A 17901-nucleotide genomic window follows, 5' to 3' on the forward strand; every position below is an offset into this window, starting at 1 on the left:
GCGACGAAGAGCGGGTAACGGCCGGTGGCGTCGGGCTACTTGGCGCGCCTGGTGGACGCCGGGCCGAGGATCAGGCTGAGGTTGTGGCCCCCGAAGGCGAAGGCGTTGCTCAGCGCCGCGCGCACCGGCGCGGTCCGGGCCGCGCCCCGGACGTGGTCGAGGTCGCAGGCCGGGTCGGGGTCGGCCAGGTTGCGGGTCGGCGGCAGCGTTCCCCGTGCCACCGCGAGCGCGGTCACCGCGGCCTCCAACGCGCCTGCGGCGCCCAGGAGATGCCCGGTCGCTCCCTTGGTGGAGGAGACGGCCGGCGGCTGCGGCCCGAACACGGCGCGCAGTGCGGCGGTCTCGGCGGCGTCGCCGAGCCTGGTGCCGGTGCCGTGCGCGTTCACGTAGTCGATGTCGCCGGGCGCGAGGCCCGCGTTGGCCAGCGCGGCGCGCATCGCGTCGGCGGCGCCCGCGCCGTCGGGGCGGGGCGTGGTCGGGTGGTGGGCGTCGGTGGAGGCGCCCCAGCCGAGGACGTCCGCGTACCCGGCGGCGTCGCGCGCGTCGGCGTGCCCGGCGCGCTCCAGGACGAGGACGGCGCTGCCCTCGCCGAGCACGAAGCCGTTGCGGCGGGCGTCGAACGGCCGGCTCGCCTCCTCCGGATCGTCCCAACCCTGGGCCAGCGCGCGGGCGTTGGTGAAGGCGGCGGCGATCGTCGGGTGCAGCGAGGACTCCGTCCCGCCGCACACCACCACGTCCGCGTCCCCGGCCCGGATCAGCCGCAGGCCCTCGGCGACCGCCTGGGCACCCGCCGCGCAGGCCGTCACGACGGCCGAGCTGTAGCCGCGGATCCCGTGCTTGATGGCGATCCGGGCGGTCGCCATGTTGGAGAGCATTCCCGGCAGCAGGTACGGGCTGACGCCCGGCCGGCCGCGCTCCAGGCGGCGGTGCGACTGCTGCTCGAAGGTTTCGAGCCCGCCCCCGCCGGTGGCCAGCACGACGGCCGTCCGGTGCGGGTCCACGTCCCGCCCGACGACCAGGCCCGCGTCGGCGAGCGCGTCGTCCGCGGCGGCCAGGGCGAGCAGCACGAATCTGTCCACGCAGCGGGTCTCGGTGGGCGGCAGCACCTCGCGGCCGTCCACCGGGGGCGCGATCCCGGCGACCGGCAGCCAGCCGTGGGCCGGATGTCCCTCGGGCACGGCGCTCAGGCCCGAGCGGCCCGCCGCGAGGGCGTCGAAGACGTCGGCGGGCTTGCGGCCGAGCGGCGAGACGAGCCCGAGGCCGGTGACGACAACGCTCATGCCCGCACCTCCGCCAGGTGGCGCTCCCGCAGCAGGACCTTGCGGACCTTGCCGGTCGGGCCGAGCGGGAGGTCGTCGGCGCGGACCACGAGCACCCGGCGGACGGTCGCCGCGGCGGCCTCGTCCAGGGCGGCGACGACGTCCTTCGTCCGGTCGGCGGCAGGGTCGGCGCCGTCGGAGAGGAGGAGCAGCACGTCGGTGACGACGCGCTCGCCGTCCCGGACGGCGACGACCGTGCAGTCCGTCACGTCCGGGCACGCGGCCAGCACGCGTTCCTCCGACATCGCGGTGAACAGCCGGGAGCCGTCGCCGAGTTCGACGGAGTCGACGGCCCGGTCGACGTGGTAGTAGTAGCCCTCCTCGTCCCGGTACACGAGGTCGCCGGTGAGGAAGCGGCCGCGGATCCTGGTGCGGAAGGTGGTCGCCGAGTCGTTCCAGTAGCCGAGTGCCAGGGTCGGCGAGGCGGTGGCGAGTTCGCCGATCTCGCCGGGGCCGAGCGGTTCGCCGTCCGGGCCGACGACGGCGCAGTCGACGAAGGCGTGCGGGCGCCCGACGCAGCGCCCGTAGCGGTCGGTGCCGGGCCCGTGGGTGATGAAGAAGTGCGAGTGGCCCATCTCGGTGGAGCCGAGCCCGTCGACGAACAGCGAGCCGGGTTCGCGGGTGCGGCCGGCGCGGGTGACGGTCTCCCGGCTGCCGGTGGCGATCAGGCGGCGGATGTGCGTCTCGTGGGCGCAGTCGCCGGTGTTCCACCACAGGGCGACGGACGCGAGGTCGCGCGCCGCCAGGTCGTGGCGGGCGAGGTCGGCCCAGGTGGCGGCGAAGCCGACCACGCCGGACGGCTGCCAGCGCTCGATCGCGTCCAGCACACCAGTGCCGGACTGGCTTGAGAGCAGCGCGAGTCGGGTGTGCGAGCTGAGCGCGAGGTTGACCGCGATCAGGGTCGCCGCGTGCGGCGCGGGCAGCGCGCTGAGCATCCGGTCCTGCCCCTGCGGGCGCGGCAGCCGCAGCCGGTGGCGGATCGCCGCGTACAGGCTCGCGTGCGAGTGGACGACGGCCTTCGGCATCCCGGTCGTGCCCGAGGAGTGGGTGATCGCGACCGGGTCGTCGGACCAGTGCCGGTAGGGCTCCGGTGCGGCGTCCGGGTCGCCGGCGCCGAGGGTGGCGATCTCCGGGAGCAGCCGGGCGCCGGGCTCGTGGCCGGCCAGCGCGGCCAGGTGGGCCGGGTCGGCGAGGACGCCGGCGGCGCCGAGGCGGGCGGTGTAGCGGGCGGCCCGCTCGCCGTCCAGGTGCGGGTTGAGCAGGGCGGGGATCGCGCCGAGGCGGCCCAGAGCGAGGAAGGCGAGCACGTGGTCGGCGGCGTCGCTCGCGTAGACGACGACGGGGTCGCGCCGCCCGATGCCGAGGCCGTGCAGGGCGGCGGCGCGGGCGCGGACGGCGCGGTCGAGCTCGCGCAGACTGAGGGCGTGCCAGGCGGGGTGCTCGTCGACCTGCGTGTCGAAGGTGAGGAGCGGGTCGTCCAGGCCGAGGCCGAGCTCGAGGCGGCTGGTCAGTACGGAGCCGGCGCCGACGTCCGGGTCGTCGGCGAGGAGGCCGCGGACGCGGCTCGTCGTGGCAGGCGTGGTGCGTGCGGTCGTGCGGGGGGTGGTCACGGGGGCGGATCCCTCCCTCGGTGCCGGGGTTGGCCCCGGCGGTGGGCTTGGGGCTGGGCGCTCGGGCCGCGCGTGCGCGCGGCGACGGCGGCGGCTGTCCCGGGTGTCCTGACCCGGGTGTGTGTGCGGGTTCGGGCGGCGGTGCCCGGGTGTGTGGGCCCGGGCGACGGAGGCGGGGGCGCAGGTGTGCCCGGCGTGGCCGGCAACGGCGGCCGGCGGCAGGTCGGTTCAGCTCTCGACGAGGAGGGCGACGGCCCGGTCGCCGTCCTCCTCCTGTTCGGCGGCGAGGACGAGGACCCGGTCGGCGTCGCCGTCGGCGAGGAGCAGCGCGGCCAGGTCGAGCGCGTCCGCGGGGACGGTGCCGGGCGGGGCGGGCTCGGCCGGGCTGATCGCGACGACGGGGCCGGTCAGGCCCCAGCGGGCGGCGATGTGCCCGAGGACGGCGTTGGGGTTGGACTGGAAGAACAGCAGCGGGGCCGTCCGGCGGCCGGGTGCGGCGCCCTCGTCGATGGCCCGCGCGGTGGCGCGGTCGCCGCTCGCGCTGGCGAGCAGCAGCGCCGTGCGCCCGGGCGCGGGTGCGTCTCCGTGGTGGGCGCGCAGGCAGCGTTCGGCGGTGTGGGCGACGAGGGGGTTGAAGGTGGAGGCGGCGAAGCCGGGCAGGGGTGGCAAGGGGTCGTCCGCCCGGTCGGGGTCGGGCCAGTGGGCCTCGGCGAGGATGCGCAGGGGCGGCGGCAGGAGCATGGGCGGGGCGGTCCTGGTGTGGGCGGAGGGAACCGGGGGCGGTCGGCGGTGTGCGTCCGGGCGGTTCCGGGGTGGGCGGGAGCTTGTCGGGCGGGGCTGTACGACGGGCGCGTCGCGGGTGGATGGTTGGTGTGGTCCGCTCGTGCGCGGGTGGAGCCGGGGCGGGGTGCCTGGCGTTCCGGACCCGGCCGGGTGTTCGGAGGGGTCGGCCCGAAGCCTGCCTGCGCACCGACCGGTTGACGGTCGCCGCTCATGCGCGGGCCACGAGGAGGGCGGTGTTGGCGCCCCCGAAGGCGGAGTTGAGGCTGAGGGCGTAGCGCGGTGCGGCGGCGCGCGGTCCGTCCAGGACGAGGTCGAGGCCGACGTCCGGGTCCGGGCCGAGCCAGCCGGCGTTCACCGGGAGCCGTCCGCTGCGCAACGCGCTGATGGTGACGGCGAGTTCGAGCAGCGCGGAGGCCTCCAGGGCGTGGCCGTGGACGGACTTGCTGGAGCTGACCGGCAGGCGGGCGGTGTGCGCGCCGAACACGCGGTGCAGCGCCAGGGCTTCGGCCCGGTCGGCCAGCGTGGAGCCGGTGCCGTTGGCGTTGACGTAGCCGACATCGGCCGGCCCGGCGCCCGCGCGGGCGAGCGCGGCCCCGATGGCGCGGGCCACGCCGGCGCCGTCGGGCTCCGGGCGGCACACGTGGTGGGCGTCCCCGGTGCGGCCCCAGCCGGCCAGCCGGGCGAGCGCGGTGGCGCCGCGCCGCTCGGCGGCCGGGGCGGCCTCGACCAGGACGGCGGCAGCCGCGTCGCCCAGCAGCGTGCCGGTCCGGCCGGTGCTGAACGGGCGCAGCTCGCCGTCGCGGGCGAGGGCGCGGCCCGCGTCGAAGACCGCGAACACGCCCGGTTCGACGAGGTGCCCGGCGGCCACCAGCACCCGCTCGTGCCGCCCGGCGGCGACCAGCGAGGCCGCGTCGGCGACGGCGGTCGCCGCCGCCACGCAGGCACCCGTGTAGACGCGGGTGACGCCGTGGAGTCCCCAGGCGGCGCCGAGTCCGGCCGCGACGGCGTCGGCGGTCGCGCGGGTGCGCAGGTCGCCGTGCAGAGCGAGCAGGACGGGTGTCGCCGCGCCGTCGGCGGCGCCGAGCCCGGCCTGGCGGCAGGCCTGGCCGACGGCGTCCAGCACCGCGTCGGCGAGCGGCACCGGCGCGGGCAGCAGGGCGGCCCGGGTGGTGCGGCACGCGCTCACGTCGAAGCGGGTGACGGTACCGAAGGCGGCCTTGCCGTGGGCGGTGGCCTCGGTGAGTTCGCCGAGGCCGCGCCCGGCCGCGCTGAGCACGCCGACGCCGCTGACCACCGGACGGGCGGCGGCCGGGAGGACGGCGGTCATGGCTGCGCGGCTCCGGGGGAGGTGCTCGCCAGGAGGGCCTCGCGCAGCAGTCCGGTGGCGTCGTCGACGGTCCGCACGGCGGCGAAGCGCTCGTCGTCGAGGTCGACCTCGATGCCGTAGCGCTGCTCGAACTCGGCGATCAGCCAGGTGAGTTCCAGCGATCCGAGCTCGTCGGGCACGGTGTCGGCGGCGCGCTGCCCGAACGCCGCCAGCATGTCCACGACCTCGGCGCGGTCCGGCAGGCCGGCGCGCGTCACGCGGCGCTGCCGGCGGCCGCGCCGGCCGGGTCCTGGGCCCCGGCGGCCGCGATGCGCCGGACGACGTCGGCGGTGAATTCGTCGAGCGTCATCATCGCGGTGGTCTCCATCTCGTCGAGGTCGAACTTGACCCCGAACTCGTCCTCGACCTGGACCGACAGGTCGGCCAGCGCGAGCGATTCGAGGTCCAGCCCGGCCGGGCCGAGGTCGGTGTCGCCGGTGACCCCGGAGACGTCGTACTGCATCTGGGCGAGGGCGGAGAGGACGAAGTCGCGGACGCGGTCCTGCATGGAGGGCTCCTAGGAGAGGAAGGCGCGCTGGTCAGCGGGCGGTGGTGGCCGTGGTGGCGTCGCGCAGGGCGGTCGGGTCGCGCAGCAGCTTTCCGGTCGCGGTGCGCGGGAGTCGGGGGAGGAGGGCGAGCCGGCGGGGCCGCTTGTAGGCGGCCAGGCGGCGGTTGAGCCCGTCCTGGACGGCGGCCGGGTCGGCGCCGGCTTCGAGGGCGAGGTACGCCTCGATGGCGCCGTCCTCGAAGACCACGACGGCCTCGCGGACGGCGGGCAGCGCGGTGAGCGTCTGCTCGACCTCGGTGAGGTCCACCTTGAGGCCGCCGACGGACACTTGGGAGTCCAGCCGGCCGAGGACGGTGACCTCGCCGGTGTCCGGGTCGAGCAGGGCGGCGTCCCGGGTGTGCAGCCAGCCGTCCGACCAGTGAGTCGGGTCGTCCAGCCCTGGGTAGGGCGAGGTGCCCGCCGCGATCCGCAGCTCGCCTCCGACGAGCCGCAGCCGCATGCCGTGGACGGGCCGCTTGGCCGGGTGCAGCCCGCCCGAGAGGTCGGTGGCGATCACCCCGGTCTCGGTCATCCCGTACATCGTGCCGAGCGGGACGCCGTACCGGTCCGTGAACAGCGCGGCCAGGCCCGGACGGACCAGCTCGCCGGCCACCACCATCCGCCGCAGCCGGGGCAGCGGCGGCGGCGCGACCGCGCCGGCCAGCAGTTCGGCGTGGAACGGGACGCCGATGACGGTGACCGGCCGGTCGCCGCGGGCGGCGGCCGAGAGGATGCCCGCGGCCGTCATGCGCTCCGGCACGGTCAGCGCGGCGCGGGCGAACAGGGCGTTGAGCAGTCCGCCGACCAGGCCGAGCACGTGCACCACCGAGGAGAGCAGGACGACCCGCTCGCCCTCGCCGGGGAAATCCACCAGCCTGCGGTAGCAGTCGAGTTCGCGCAGCAGGTCGGCGGCGGTGCGGGCGATCACCTTGGCCGGGCCGGTGGACCCGGAGCTCAGCTGGACCAGCGCGTGCCCGGTCCGGGCCGGCCGTCCGTCCGGCAGCCGGACGGCCACCGGCTCCACGTCGGAGAACCCGCGCAGTGCCGCCGCGGACCGGTGGGCGGAGCCCACCAGCACCTGCGGGGCCAGTCGGGCCACCGCCGCGTCGACCTCGTGGTCGGTCAACCGGTGGTCGAGCAGCGCCACTTGGGCGCCGAGCCGCCATGCTGCCAGCAGCACGGCGACGAACGCCACCGAGGGCGGCAGCCGCAGGGCCGCCGTGCCGCCCGCGCCGAGACCGGCGGCGGCGAGCCGAGCGGTCTGCTCGTCGACGAGGGCGCGCAGGGCAGCCCGGTCGATCGGGCCGCCGAAGTGCAGGCACTCCTCGCCCCCGTCGCCGGCCAGCAGGAGCCGGTCGATCCAGTCGGGCGGGGCATCGGCGTGCGGCTGCGCGGGGAGCATCCGATCCGCGAGCGGAAGTGAAGAGCTTGAAAAGGCGGTCAACACCACTCCACATAGTGAGGGGATTTGACATGGACGCCGTGAACAACCAAAACGGTCAATTCCGTGGCCAGACCTTGGCACAGACGATTGGTCAAATCAAGGTCTATACCAATGTGGTTGTTGCTCCTACGCTGCCGAACCGGGAGCGGTCCGCGCGTGGCCGTCCGGGAATTGGAGCTGCCCGTGGGAGTGACCACGCTGGCCGGGATCGAGCGCGCCGCGCGCGCACATCTCCCCCGCGAGATCTGGGACTTCATCGAAGGCGGCAGCGGCGCGGAACGCACCCTGGCGGCGAACCGGGAGGCGTTCTCCCGCTACGCGTTCCGGCCGCGCACGCTCGTCGACGTCTCGGCCTGCTCGCCCGCGACCACCCTGCTCGGCAGCCCGCTCGCGCTCCCGGTCGGCATCGCCCCGATGGCCTACCACCGGCTGGTCGACCCCGAGGGCGAGACGGCCACCGCGCGGGCGGCCGGCGCGGCCGGAGCCCTGCTCGTCGCCGGCATGTTCGCGAGCCGCACCCTGGAGGACATCACGGCCGCGGCCACCGGCCCGGTCTGGCTCCAGCTGTACTGGCTGCGCGAGCGCGCGGCCCTCGCGGCCCTGGTCGAACGGGCCGAGGCGGCCGGAATCTCGGCCCTCGTGCTGACCGTGGACGCCCCCAGGATCGGCCGCCGCCTGCGCGACCTGCGCAACGGCTTCGCGATCCCGCCCGCCGTCCGCGCCGTCAACCTCGACCCGGCCCTGATGGCGGCCAGCCACCGTGCCGCGAGCGGGAGTTCGGGCATCGCCGACCACGCACGCGAGCAGTTCGACCCCTCGCTGACCTGGGCCGACCTCGGCTGGCTGCGCGAGCGCACCCGGCTGCCGCTGGTCCTCAAGGGCGTCCTCGCCGCCGAGGACGCCCGGCTCGCCGTCGAGCACGGCGTCGACGCCGTCGTGGTGTCCAACCACGGCGGACGGCAACTGGACGGTGCCGTGCCCGCGTTGGCCGCCCTCCCGGAGGTCGCCGACGCCGTGCCGGGCACGCTGCCCGTCCTCCTCGACGGTGGCGTCCGCACCGGCGCGGACATCGCCCTCGCCCTCGCCCTCGGTGCCGCTGCCGTGCTCATCGGCCGCCCGGCGTTCTGGGGCCTCGCGACCGGCGGCGAGGCGGGCGTGCGCCGCGTCCTCGACCTCCTGCACGACGAACTGGAGCACACCCTGGCCCTGCTGGGCCGCCCCCGGCTCGCCGACCTGGACCGCTCGGCCGTCACCCCGTGGCCGCCGCCGCACCGGTGAATGTTCAACGGTCAAGAATCCCGCCGGGGTTCATTACCGGGCGTCCGAATATCGACAATGCCGAATCGGAACCGGGCTCAACCCCGAGACCGTTCGACCCCGACTGGGAGAACTCCCTCATGACGAAGAACGCGGACCGCTTCCCCGGCTGGGACTGGGACGACCCCGAGGGCCTCACCGCCCGCCTCGACGACTTCAGCGCGGACGTCGCCACCTGCGCGAAGCTGGAGGCCGCACCCGGCGGCCTGCCCCGCGACCACGCCGGGTTCCGCGAACTCGGCCTGACCGGGATCGAGTTCGCCGCATTCCGGACCGCGCACCCGCACGGCCTCGGCACCGACCTCGCCACCCTGCGCAGTCCCGGCGCCGCCACCGAGCCCGGCACGCTCTACCGCGTCGACGGCGACCGCTGGTTCACCCAGCTGGACGTCTCCCGGCCGCTGCCCTTCGCCGACGCCAGCGTCGACTGGGTCTACGCCGAGCACCTGATCGAGCACGTCACCCTGCCCGTCGCGGCCGGCTGGCTGCGCGAGGCCCGCCGCGTCCTGCGCCCCGGCGGCGTCCTGCGGATCACCACCCCCGACCTCGCCCGCTACCTGGTCGGCTACGCCACCGGCGACGGCTTCCTCGCTAAGCACCGCCGCCGCCTGACCACCCTCGGCTTCGGCCCGCCGATGCCCGCGCGCCCCGCCTTCCTGGTCAACCAGATCTTCCGGCACTACGGCCACCAGTGGATCTACGACCTCGACGAGCTCCGGCACGTGCTCGGCCTGGCCGGCTTCGAGGACGGGCGGATCCGCCACTGCGCCTACCGCGAGGGCGCCCGCGCCGACGTCGCCGACCTCGACACCGCCTTCCGCACCGACGAGACCATCTACGTCGAGGCCGACCGCTGACCACGGGAGTGTCCCCCATGCCCCTCCACCCCCAAGCCGAAGCCCTGCGCGCCCGCCGCGCGAGCTCCGGCGCGCCGCCCCTCTACACCCTCACCCTCGCCGAGGCCCGCGCCGCCGACCTCGCGGACATCCGCGCGGCGGCGGGCACACCCGAACCGGTCGCCTCCGTCGAGGAGTTCACCGTCCCCGGCCCCGGCGGCGACCTCGCCCTCCGCCTCCACCGGCCGGCCGCCGTCGGCGAACCTCCCGTCCTGCTCTACCTGTTCGGCGGCGGCTGGACCCTCGGCTCGCTCGACACCGGCGACGCGATCTGCCGCCGCCTGACCAACGCCGTCGGCTGCGCCACCGTCTCCGTCGGCTACCGGCTCGCCCCCGAACACCCGTTCCCCGCCGCCCTCCACGACTGCCGCGCCGCCGTCCACTGGCTGGCCGCCCACGCCAAGAGCCTCGGCCTGGACCCCGCCCGCCTCGCCGTCGGCGGCGACAGCGCGGGCGGCAACCTCACCGCCGCGCTCACCCTCCTGCTGCGCGACGAGGGCGGCCCGGCCGTGCGCCACCAGCTGCTCGTCTACCCCAACACCGACCACGGCGCCGACACCCCCTCGTTGCGCGAGCACGACGACCCGCTGCTCTTCAACCGCCGCTCGGCCGCCTGGTACTGGGGCCACTACCTCGCCGACCCGGCCGACGGCGCCGACCCGTACGCCTCCCCGCTGCGCGCCCCGAGCCTGGCCGGCCTGCCGCCCGCGACCGTCATCACCGCCGAGTACGACCCGCTGCGCGACGAGGGCGAGCAGTACGCCGAGGCCCTGCGCGCCGCGGGCGTCCCGGTCGGCGCACGGCGGTACGAGGGCGTGCCGCACGGTTTCTTCGCCATGACGGGCGTCCTGGACGCCGCCGCCGAGGCCCAGCGGTACGCCGCCGAGCGCCTGCGCGAGGCCCTGCGATGACCCTCGACCTGGCGGACCTGCACGCCTCCCTCTCCGACCCGCTGCTCGACGCGATGACCTTCCTCAACGAGGTGACCACCCGCTACCCCGACGCCGTCTCCTTCGCCCCCGGCCGCCCCTACGAGGGCTTCTTCGAGCCCGAGGACGTCCCGGCCCACCTGGACGCCTACCTCGCGCACCTGGCCGCCCGCGGCCTGGACCGGGACGCCGTCCGCACCGCGCTGTTCCAGTACGGCCCCACCAAGGGCATCATCGCCGACCTGGTCGCCCGCACCCTCGCCAACGACGAGGGCCTCACCGTCGCCCCCGAGGCCCTGGTGCTGACCGTCGGCGCCCAGGAGGGCATGCTGCTCGCCCTGCGCGCGCTGTGCGCCACGCCGGACGACGTCCTGCTGGTCAGTTCGCCCTGCTACGTGGGCGTCACCGGTGCCGCCCGGCTGCTCGACCTCACCACCCGCCCCGTCCCCGAGGGGCCGGCCGGCGGGCCCGACCCGGAGGCCGTCCGCGCCGCCGCCCGGGCCGTCCGCGCCGAGGGCCGACGCCCGCGCGCGCTCTACGTCGTCCCCGACTTCGCCAACCCGTCCGGCACCAGCATGCCCGTCGACGCCCGCACCCGGCTGCTGGCCGTCGCGGCGGACGAGGACCTGCTCGTCATCGAGGACAACCCGTACGGCTTCTTCGTCCGCGCGTGCGGCGAACGGCCGACCCTCAAGGCGCTGGACCGCCACCGCCGGGTCGTCTACCTCGGCTCCTTCGCCAAGACCTGCTTCCCCGGCGCCCGCCTCGGCTACGTCGTCGCCGACCAGGAGGTGACCGGCCCGGGCGGCCGGCGCACCCTGCTGGCGGACGAGCTGGCCCGGCTCAAGAGCATGACGACGGTCAACACCCCCGCCCTCAGCCAGGCCGTCATCGGCGGCATGCTGCTGCGCCACGACTGCCGCCTGCGCGCCGCCAACGCCGCCGCCACGGCCCACTACGCGGCCGGGATGGACACGCTGCTGCGCGAGCTGGAACGGCACTTCCCGGCGTCCGCGCGCCGCCGCCTGGGGGTGTCCTGGAACCGGCCCGAGGGCGGCTTCTTCGCCGTCCTCACCGTGCCGTTCACGGCGGACGACGCGGCGATGGAGCGGTGCGCACGGGAGTACGGCGTGCTCTGGACGCCGATGGCGCCGTTCTACCCGGCGGGCGGCGGAGAGCGCCTGCTGCGGCTCTCCATCAGTTCGGTGACGCAGCGTCAGATCATCGACGGAGTGGCCAAGTTGGCCGCCTTCATCACGTCCTGCTGAGCGGAGCGACGAGAAGGGTCCGGCCTGTGCCGGCCGGGCCCTTCTCGTCGTCCCGTCCGTCAGCGCACGCGGGTCGAGAACAGCCGCGCCGACCAGTACACCGACAGGACGGTCATCACGACGACGACCAGCAGCCCCTGCCAGACCACGGCGTCGCCGGCGTGCCCCGAGAACAGCGCCCGCATGCCCTCCACGGCCCAGTAGAAGGGGTTCCAGCGAGCGGCGGAGCGCAGCCAGTCGGGCGCGAGGGTGAGCGGCAGCAGCACGCCCGACAGGAGCGCGATCGGCTGCGCGATGGTGTTCACGACCGGTGCCATCGCCGCGTCCGTCGGCACCATGAGCGCGATGCCGAAGGAGATCGCCGAGGTCATCAGCGCCAGCAGGCCGAGCAGCAGGTAGGCGAGCAGGAGGTTGAGCGGGCTCACCCGCAGCCCGAACGGCAGCGCGATCAGCGTGATGAGGACGGCCTGCACCAGCAGCGCCACCATCTCTCGCAGCGCGCGCCCGAGCAGCAGCGCCAGCCGGCTCACCGGCGTCACCCGGGAGCGCTCGATGATGCCGGCCTTGAGCTCGCCGAGCAGGCTGAAGCCGGTGAACAGGCCGCCGAAGATGCACAGCACCGCCAACAGGCCCGGCACGTAGACCTGGTAGGCGTCGGCGTAGCTGCTCGCGCCCTCGGGGGCGAGCACCTTCTTGAGCAGGGGCGCGAACAGCAGCAGGTAGAACAGGGGCTGGATGATTCCGACGGCGATCCAGACCGGGGTGCGGATCATCAGCAGCAATTGCCGCTGGAAGACCAGCCAGGTGTCACGGGCGAGCTTCACGCGAACTCCTTCCAGGTGGCGGCTCAGGCGGTCTGCTCCAGCGAGCGGCCGGTGCGGGCCAGGAACACGTCGTCCAGGCTGGGCCGTTGGAGCTGGACGGTGCCGGGTGTGACGCCGGCGCCGTCCAGTGCGCGCAGCAGTCGGGGGATCGCGGCCGCGCCGTCGTCGAGGTAGAGCCGCAGCCCGTCCTCCCCCCGCAACTCCAGTCGGTGCAGGTACGGTTGGGCCCGCAGCACCTCGGCGGCGCGTTCGGCGGTGCCCTCGGTGGTGTCGGCCAGGCCGACCAGCACGACGTCCCCGGAGATCTCGCGCTTGAGCGCCTCGGGGGTGCCCTCGGCCACGACCCGGCCGTGGTCGACGATCGCCACCCGGTCGCACAGCGCGTCGGCCTCGTCGAGGTAGTGGGTGGTGACGACGACGGTCATGCCTTCGGAGCGCAGCCGCTTGATCTCCGCCCACACGTGCGCCCGGCTGGCCGGGTCGAGGCCGACGGTGGGTTCGTCGAGGAAGAGCACGCGCGGTTCGTGGATCACTCCGAGTGCGATGTCCACCCGCCGGCGCTGGCCGCCGGAGTACGTCGCGCACGGGCGGTCGCCGAACTCGCCCAGGTCGAAGGCCTTGAGCGCGTCCTCGGCGGCCCGGACGGCACGCGCCTTGGGGGCGCCGTGCATCCGGGCCTGGAGGACGAGCTCCTCGCGCGCGCTGACGCCGTCGGTGGTGCCGCCGCCCTGGGCGACGTAGCCGATCCGGCGCCGCACTTCCGCCGGGTCGGCGAAGAGGTCGGCGCCGGCCACGGTCGCCCGGCCGCCGTCGGGGCGGATCAGGGTGGCGAGCATGCGCAGGGTGGTGGTCTTCCCGGCGCCGTTGGGGCCGAGGAAGCCGTGGATCTCGCCCGCGTCGACGGCGAGGTCGATACCGCGGACGGCGTCGACGGTGGTGTCCTCACCGCTCCTGCGGGAGGTCTTCTTGCGGTAGGACTTGCGCAGTCCCGTGGTCTCGATCAACCGGAACTCCCGTGCGGGGATGGGCGGCCGGCACACCGGTCCAGGTGCGGCCGGGCCGCTGTCGGGCGCCACCCTAGGGCGTCGGCCGGGCGGAGACAATGGCCTAGACCAATGGACGTGCGATCTTCCGGTCTGCTAAAGGGACCCGGCCGCGGGCCCGTTGACCAGTGCCTCCAGCCGGTCGGCCGCCGTACGGGCTCCGCCGCCCGCCAGCAGCCCGGCGCCGACCCGGGCGGCCGCCGCCCGGTACCGCTCGTCGTCGAGGACGCCGCGCACCGCCCGGGCGAGCCCCTCCGGCGAGACCCGCGCGAACGGCACGCGCACCCCCGCTCCCGCGGCCTCGACCTGCGCCGCGACGAACGGCTGGTCGTGCCGGATCGGCGCGGTGACCAGCGGAATCCCGTGCGCGAGCGCCTCGCCGACGGTGTTCATCCCGCCGTGGCAGAGCACCGCGTCCAGGGTGCCGCGCGCCATCATCTCCAGGATCGGCGCGCGGTCCACCGCGACGGCGTGCGGCGGGAGTTCGGGCAGGAACTCGTGCGGCGCCGCGAACACCGGCTGCACGTCCTCCCCGCACAGCTCCAGCGCCCGGACGGCCCGGGCGTGGAAGTCCGCACCGAGCTCGCCGGCCAGCGTGCCCATGGTGACCAGGACGCGCCGGCGCCCGGGCAGCAGCCGCTCCCACGGGAACGACGGGTCGGCCGGCCGCTCGCCGTGCACCGGCCCGACCAGCGCGTACCCCGGTGGGTGTGCGCCGGCGCCGGTGAGGGCCGGCCCGGTGGTCGCGAGCAGCAGTGCGGGGGAGAAGCGCGGGTCGGTGAACTCGTCCGCAGGAAGCCCGGCCCGCTCCCACAGACCCCGGAGGAGCCCGGTCATCCAGGCCTCGACCTGCGGCAACGCCCGGTACGGTCGGCCGAGTTCCATCGCGCCCGGTGCGAAGCTCGCCCAGGGCAGCCCGTGCCGGTGTGCGACGATCGCGCCCGCCGGGGTGTGCTGGTCGACCAGCACGACGTCCGGCCGGTGCTCGCGCACGATCGCGTCCAGCGGCTTCGCGGTGAACCGCGCGTAGGGCACGATGAAGCCCTCCCAGAGCGAGCGCAGCGCGGCGAGCCCGTGCCCGCCCTGCGCGCGGAACGCCCGGGTGCCGGTGCCGAGGACGTGTGCGCCGGGCCCGAGGAGTGGACGCAGGACGGTCTCGGTGCCGGTCCACAGGACGTCGTGGCCGCGCTGCGCGAGCTCGGCGGCGATGCCCGCGGCCGGGTGCACGTGCCCGGTCAACGGGGGCATGACGAGGAGGAACCGGCTCATGCTCCCGCCTCCCCGGAGATCAATCGCTGCACGTCTCCCACGGTGAGCGCCTCCAGCGCGGCGAGGTCCAACCGGGCGCGCAGCGCGGCGAGATCGGCCCTCGCTCCGAACCGTTCGCGCAAACCCGCGGCCAGCGCCGCGAGTTCGGTCTCGTCGAGCAGGAGGTCGCCGTCGAGTCGGGCGTCCGGCGTCACGCGGGACGCCCACCCGAGCGGTGCGGCGGCGGCCTCGACCAGCAGCGCGACGAGGTCGGGGCGGAGGGATGCGGCCCCCGCGTACGCGGGAAGTTCGGGATCGTTCACGGGAAGGCTCCACCTGCTCGACGGCACGGGGCGGGCGCGACCGGCGGCGGTGGCCGGTGCGGAGGAAAAGCGAAGGGAATGCGAGAAACGCGAGGAGAATGCGAAGAGAAGGAGCCCGCGATCACTTGTGCGACCGGTCCGGGCGTGGGAATACTAGCCCGCGTGACCGCACTGGAGGCAGTGGCCGTTCACCTCCCCCCGCACGCCGTGCCCATCGAGGCGGTGGGCGAGCGCATCGGCCTGACCCCACGTCAACTCAAACTCTTCCGCCGCTTCCACGGCCTGGACCAGCTGCGACTGGACCCGGACGGGACGCTGCCCGACCTGCTCGACGCCGCCGTCGACAACCTCACGGAGCTGCGCGGACGCGAACGGCGCGTCCGTTTCGTGATCCACGCCCGCAGCATGCCGGTGGCGGTGCCCTACCCGCTCAACCCCCTGCACGACCTGATCGCCCGGCGCGGCCTCGCCCACGCCAACGCCTTCACGGTGACCCACCACGCCTGCGCGGTGGGCCTGTTGGCGATCGACCTGGCCGGCCGCCTGCTGGCCGGCGACCCGGACCCGGAGGCGCTGGCCCTCGTCGTCGCGGGCGAGAAGACCTTCACCAGGGACGCCCAGGTGGTGCCCGAGACGGGCGTCTTCGCCGAGGGCGCCGCCGCCTGCCTGGTCCGCGCGACCGGCGAGCGGCACCGCGTGCTGTCCTTCGCGGTGCGCCAGCGCCCCGAGTTCGACGGCCGGCTGGCCGAGGACCCGGACCTCCTCGCCCGCTACCAGCGCGAGTACCCGGTCGTGCTGACCGAGGCGATCGAGGCCGCCCTGGACCAGGCAGGTCTGGACCTCTCGGACCTGGCCGCGGTGCTTCCGCACAACGTCAACCAGGCCTCCTGGCGGATGCTGGCGCGCCGGATCGGGCTCCCGGTGGAGAAGGTGGTGCTGGACAACGTGCCGTCCGTGGGGCACAGTTTCGCTGCGGACAGCCTGATCAACCTCCACACCGCCACGACGCGGGGGCTGCTCCGCCGCGGCGACCGCTACCTGATCGCCGCCGCCGGGATCGGAGCCACCTTCTCCGCGATGACGGTCCAGTGCTGACGATCCGTCAGACTCTCTCCCTTCCGGGTATCACCAGTCACTTCAGCCACTTCCCACGTACGACGGGACGGTTCACCCATGTCGGAACCCGTGGTCCAGACCACTGACCCCGAGCTGCGCGAGCGGATCCTGCACGGCATCGGCGAGCTCCTGCCGCGCGTCCTCAAGCGCGAGCTGCCGGAGATCCCCGAGAACGCCTGCCTCTTCGACGACCTCGGCCTCACCTCGGCCGGCACCATCGAGCTGATCCTCGAACTGGAGGAGTCGCTCGACATCCAGGTCGACGTCGAGCAGATCACCGAGGAGGACCTGCGCTCGGTCACCAGCCTCGCCGACTACGTCGCCGGGCACGTCATCCCCGAGGACTGACCGGGTGACCACGCGCGGCCTGCGGATCACCCGGGCCCGGGCCCGGCGCTTCGACGGCCGGTCGGAACTGTCGCTCGACCCGAACCTGCGCGTCTTCGTCACCGACCTCACCCGCCCGTACGGCCTGCCGGTGCGCGAGGACCTGTTGCGCGCGGGCGTCGGCCACTCCTACGAGGAGATGGCGGCGGGCCTGCTGCGCGAGGAGCTGGCCGACGACGAGCCCGTCGACCTGCTGATCCTGGCCTTCGACTCCCCGGACGTCCGTCCGGGCGCGCCGTCCTCGCTGGCGCTGAGCCGCTCCTGTCCGGGGTCGCCGCTCGCGTTCGCGGTCTGCGACCAGGGGCTCGGCGCCGCCTTCACCGCGCTGCGACTGGCCGCCGAGTACCACCGCACCGGATTCTGCCGCCGAGCGGTGGTGGTCGTCGCCGAGCAGACGGCGCTGCACTACGCGCCCGGCGCACCGGTCCGACTGCCCGAGCGGCACGGTGCGGTGGTGCTGGTGTGCGAGGAGGCTCCGGGGGAGTCGATGGACATCCGCCAAATGCCCTGCGCGGACGAGCCGGAGAAGGAGGTCCGCACACTCGCCGAGTCGCTGGAGCCGGGAACGGCGCTCGTGCGCGGCCCCGGCGTGGGCGGTCCGACTGCCCAGCCCTTCACCGGTGTGTGGGCGGAGCTCGCCGAGGGGCTGCCGCAGCGCACCCCCGTCCTCGTCGCGAGCTTCGACCGCCGACTGGGCGTGCTGAACACGCTCGCGCTCCCGTGACCGTCGACGTCTGGCTCATCCCGACCGACCAGCCGGCGTCAGTGGCAAAGGAGTTGTGGAACCTCCTCGACGAGAGCGAGCGCGCCCGGTGTGCCGGGGCGGACCCGGTGGTGCGCCGACGCTTCACCGTCGTGCACGGCGCCGTCCGCCAACTGGTCGGCGCCCGGCTCGGCGTGCGTCCGGCCGACGTCGTGTGGCGGCGCGGCCTGCACGGAAAGCCGCTGCCCGAGCGGTCCGGCGGGCTGGAGGTGAACTACTCCGCCTCCGACTCCCTTGCCGCGCTGGCCCTTTCGGACGGGCGGCCGCTCGGCGTCGACGTCGAGCGGATCCACGACCGGCGGGTGGCCGGGCGGGTGGCGGCGCGCTTCTTCCCGGCCGCCGAGGCGCGGGCCGTCCTGGAATCGCCCGAGCGCTTCACGGAGTTGTGGTGCCGCCGAGAGGCCTGTGCGAAGGCGTACGGTGGCCGGCTGGTGCAGTCCTTCGGCCTGCCCGTCGACGGTCCGTCGCCGCTGCTGCTCGCGGATGCGGGCGCGCTCGGGCCGGGGCCGGTGTGGCTGTCCGACGTCCCGGTCCCGGGGCCGTTCCGTGCCGCCCTCGCCGTTCTCGGCGAGTCACCTTGTCATGTCAACTGCGAAGTATGGCAAGGGAGTTGAGAGCGGAATCCGATGTGCAATGTGGTCTGGTCCAGTCGCGGATACCGCTGGTAGCGTCCGGGACACATTCCCGCCCCCGGTCCGATCCGGGCAGGCCGAGAGGC

19 protein-coding genes are annotated in these 17901 nt (G+C 75.1%); 8 read left to right on the top strand and 11 right to left on the bottom strand.

Going from position 1 to position 17901, the window contains the following annotated elements; all coding sequences use genetic code 11:
- Nucleotides 1-35 precede the first annotated feature (35 nt).
- The 7 genes from ACFVU9_RS05800 to ACFVU9_RS05830 form a co-directional block, all read right to left on the bottom strand.
- Nucleotides 36-1280, bottom strand: coding sequence for a beta-ketoacyl-[acyl-carrier-protein] synthase family protein (locus ACFVU9_RS05800; RefSeq protein ID WP_387590305.1), 1245 nt, complete (start codon nucleotides 1278-1280; stop codon nucleotides 36-38).
- Nucleotides 1277-2929, bottom strand: a complete 1653-nt coding sequence (locus ACFVU9_RS05805; protein ID WP_387590308.1) for a class I adenylate-forming enzyme family protein — start codon at nucleotides 2927-2929, stop codon at nucleotides 1277-1279. The genes ACFVU9_RS05800 and ACFVU9_RS05805 overlap by 4 nt, the downstream gene beginning before the upstream one ends.
- A gap of 228 nt (nucleotides 2930-3157) precedes the next feature.
- Entirely contained in the window at nucleotides 3158-3670 is a 513-nt protein-coding gene (locus ACFVU9_RS05810) for a hypothetical protein (protein WP_380439872.1), read from the bottom strand.
- Nucleotides 3671-3920: 250 nt separating this feature from the next.
- Entirely contained in the window at nucleotides 3921-5039 is a 1119-nt protein-coding gene (locus ACFVU9_RS05815) for a beta-ketoacyl synthase N-terminal-like domain-containing protein (protein ID WP_387590311.1), read from the bottom strand.
- The gene (locus tag ACFVU9_RS05820) at nucleotides 5036-5296 is read right to left on the bottom strand and encodes an acyl carrier protein (RefSeq protein ID WP_380495589.1); all 261 of its coding nucleotides are present in this window, start codon (nucleotides 5294-5296) and stop codon (nucleotides 5036-5038) included. The genes ACFVU9_RS05815 and ACFVU9_RS05820 overlap by 4 nt, the downstream gene beginning before the upstream one ends.
- Nucleotides 5293-5586, bottom strand: coding sequence for a phosphopantetheine-binding protein (locus ACFVU9_RS05825; RefSeq protein ID WP_387590314.1), 294 nt, complete (start codon nucleotides 5584-5586; stop codon nucleotides 5293-5295). The genes ACFVU9_RS05820 and ACFVU9_RS05825 overlap by 4 nt, the downstream gene beginning before the upstream one ends.
- Nucleotides 5587-5617: 31 nt before the next feature.
- Entirely contained in the window at nucleotides 5618-7027 is a 1410-nt protein-coding gene (locus ACFVU9_RS05830; protein WP_387590317.1) for a class I adenylate-forming enzyme family protein, read from the bottom strand.
- Between the two features lie 225 nt (nucleotides 7028-7252).
- Between ACFVU9_RS05830 and ACFVU9_RS05835 the strand changes: the two genes are divergently transcribed.
- The 4 genes from ACFVU9_RS05835 to ACFVU9_RS05850 all read left to right on the top strand — a co-directional run bounded on the left by ACFVU9_RS05835 (nucleotide 7253) and on the right by ACFVU9_RS05850 (nucleotide 11479).
- Nucleotides 7253-8347, top strand: coding sequence for an alpha-hydroxy acid oxidase (locus ACFVU9_RS05835; protein WP_387590319.1), 1095 nt, complete (start codon nucleotides 7253-7255; stop codon nucleotides 8345-8347).
- A gap of 119 nt (nucleotides 8348-8466) precedes the next feature.
- The gene (locus ACFVU9_RS05840; RefSeq protein WP_387590322.1) at nucleotides 8467-9243 is read left to right on the top strand and encodes a class I SAM-dependent methyltransferase; all 777 of its coding nucleotides are present in this window, start codon (nucleotides 8467-8469) and stop codon (nucleotides 9241-9243) included.
- Between the two features lie 17 nt (nucleotides 9244-9260).
- Nucleotides 9261-10193 carry an alpha/beta hydrolase gene (locus ACFVU9_RS05845; protein ID WP_387590325.1) on the top strand — a complete coding sequence of 311 codons (933 nt, stop codon included), beginning with the start codon at nucleotides 9261-9263 and terminating at the stop codon, nucleotides 10191-10193.
- Entirely contained in the window at nucleotides 10190-11479 is a 1290-nt protein-coding gene (locus tag ACFVU9_RS05850) for a PLP-dependent aminotransferase family protein (RefSeq protein ID WP_387590328.1), read from the top strand. Before ACFVU9_RS05845 ends, ACFVU9_RS05850 begins: the two co-directional genes overlap by 4 nt.
- Before the next feature lie 59 nt (nucleotides 11480-11538).
- Here the strand turns inward: ACFVU9_RS05850 and ACFVU9_RS05855 are convergent, their stop codons facing one another.
- The 4 genes from ACFVU9_RS05855 to ACFVU9_RS05870 form a co-directional block, all read right to left on the bottom strand.
- Entirely contained in the window at nucleotides 11539-12303 is a 765-nt protein-coding gene (locus ACFVU9_RS05855) for an ABC transporter permease (protein WP_387590331.1), read from the bottom strand.
- A 23-nt stretch (nucleotides 12304-12326) separates the two neighbouring features.
- The gene (locus tag ACFVU9_RS05860; RefSeq protein WP_387590334.1) at nucleotides 12327-13307 is read right to left on the bottom strand and encodes an ATP-binding cassette domain-containing protein; all 981 of its coding nucleotides are present in this window, start codon (nucleotides 13305-13307) and stop codon (nucleotides 12327-12329) included.
- A gap of 135 nt (nucleotides 13308-13442) precedes the next feature.
- Nucleotides 13443-14615: a glycosyltransferase gene (locus tag ACFVU9_RS05865; RefSeq protein WP_387590337.1), complete on the bottom strand. Its 1173-nt coding sequence runs from the start codon at nucleotides 14613-14615 to the stop codon at nucleotides 13443-13445.
- On the bottom strand, nucleotides 14612-14917 hold the full coding sequence (locus tag ACFVU9_RS05870) for a hypothetical protein (protein WP_387590339.1): 306 nt from the start codon (nucleotides 14915-14917) through the stop codon (nucleotides 14612-14614). Before ACFVU9_RS05870 ends, ACFVU9_RS05865 begins: the two co-directional genes overlap by 4 nt.
- 162 nt (nucleotides 14918-15079) lie before the next feature.
- On the opposite strand from ACFVU9_RS05870, the gene ACFVU9_RS05875 reads away from it, so the two are divergent.
- The 4 genes from ACFVU9_RS05875 to ACFVU9_RS05890 all read left to right on the top strand — a co-directional run bounded on the left by ACFVU9_RS05875 (nucleotide 15080) and on the right by ACFVU9_RS05890 (nucleotide 17797).
- Nucleotides 15080-16012 (top strand): 3-oxoacyl-[acyl-carrier-protein] synthase III C-terminal domain-containing protein, encoded by a 933-nt coding sequence (locus ACFVU9_RS05875; protein ID WP_387590342.1) that lies wholly within the window; start codon nucleotides 15080-15082, stop codon nucleotides 16010-16012.
- Between the two features lie 78 nt (nucleotides 16013-16090).
- The gene (locus tag ACFVU9_RS05880) at nucleotides 16091-16381 is read left to right on the top strand and encodes a phosphopantetheine-binding protein (RefSeq protein ID WP_380495572.1); all 291 of its coding nucleotides are present in this window, start codon (nucleotides 16091-16093) and stop codon (nucleotides 16379-16381) included.
- A 4-nt stretch (nucleotides 16382-16385) separates the two neighbouring features.
- Nucleotides 16386-17144 carry a hypothetical protein gene (locus ACFVU9_RS05885; protein WP_387590346.1) on the top strand — a complete coding sequence of 253 codons (759 nt, stop codon included), beginning with the start codon at nucleotides 16386-16388 and terminating at the stop codon, nucleotides 17142-17144.
- Complete coding sequence (locus ACFVU9_RS05890) at nucleotides 17141-17797, top strand: 4'-phosphopantetheinyl transferase family protein (protein WP_387590349.1); 657 nt, start codon at nucleotides 17141-17143, stop codon at nucleotides 17795-17797. The genes ACFVU9_RS05885 and ACFVU9_RS05890 overlap by 4 nt, the downstream gene beginning before the upstream one ends.
- Nucleotides 17798-17901 lie beyond the last annotated feature (104 nt).

It is taken from the genome of Kitasatospora sp. NPDC057936, assembly GCF_042887525.1.
Lineage (GTDB): Bacteria > Actinomycetota > Actinomycetes > Streptomycetales > Streptomycetaceae > Kitasatospora.

What these genes read in the sequence shown, in the direction of transcription:
- ACFVU9_RS05810 (WP_380439872.1), bottom strand. Translation starts at nt 3,670, where the DNA reads ATGCTCCTGCCGCCGCCCCTGCGCATCCTCGCCGAGGCCCACTGGCCC.
- ACFVU9_RS05830 (WP_387590317.1), bottom strand. Translation starts at nt 7,027, where the DNA reads ATGCTCCCCGCGCAGCCGCACGCCGATGCCCCGCCCGACTGGATCGAC.
- ACFVU9_RS05880 (WP_380495572.1), top strand. Translation starts at nt 16,091, where the DNA reads ATGTCGGAACCCGTGGTCCAGACCACTGACCCCGAGCTGCGCGAGCGG.
- ACFVU9_RS05800 (WP_387590305.1), bottom strand. Translation starts at nt 1,280, where the DNA reads ATGAGCGTTGTCGTCACCGGCCTCGGGCTCGTCTCGCCGCTCGGCCGC.
- ACFVU9_RS05845 (WP_387590325.1), top strand. Translation starts at nt 9,261, where the DNA reads ATGCCCCTCCACCCCCAAGCCGAAGCCCTGCGCGCCCGCCGCGCGAGC.
- ACFVU9_RS05840 (WP_387590322.1), top strand. Translation starts at nt 8,467, where the DNA reads ATGACGAAGAACGCGGACCGCTTCCCCGGCTGGGACTGGGACGACCCC.
- ACFVU9_RS05850 (WP_387590328.1), top strand. Translation starts at nt 10,190, where the DNA reads ATGACCCTCGACCTGGCGGACCTGCACGCCTCCCTCTCCGACCCGCTG.
- ACFVU9_RS05825 (WP_387590314.1), bottom strand. Translation starts at nt 5,586, where the DNA reads ATGCAGGACCGCGTCCGCGACTTCGTCCTCTCCGCCCTCGCCCAGATG.
- ACFVU9_RS05815 (WP_387590311.1), bottom strand. Translation starts at nt 5,039, where the DNA reads ATGACCGCCGTCCTCCCGGCCGCCGCCCGTCCGGTGGTCAGCGGCGTC.
- ACFVU9_RS05865 (WP_387590337.1), bottom strand. Translation starts at nt 14,615, where the DNA reads ATGAGCCGGTTCCTCCTCGTCATGCCCCCGTTGACCGGGCACGTGCAC.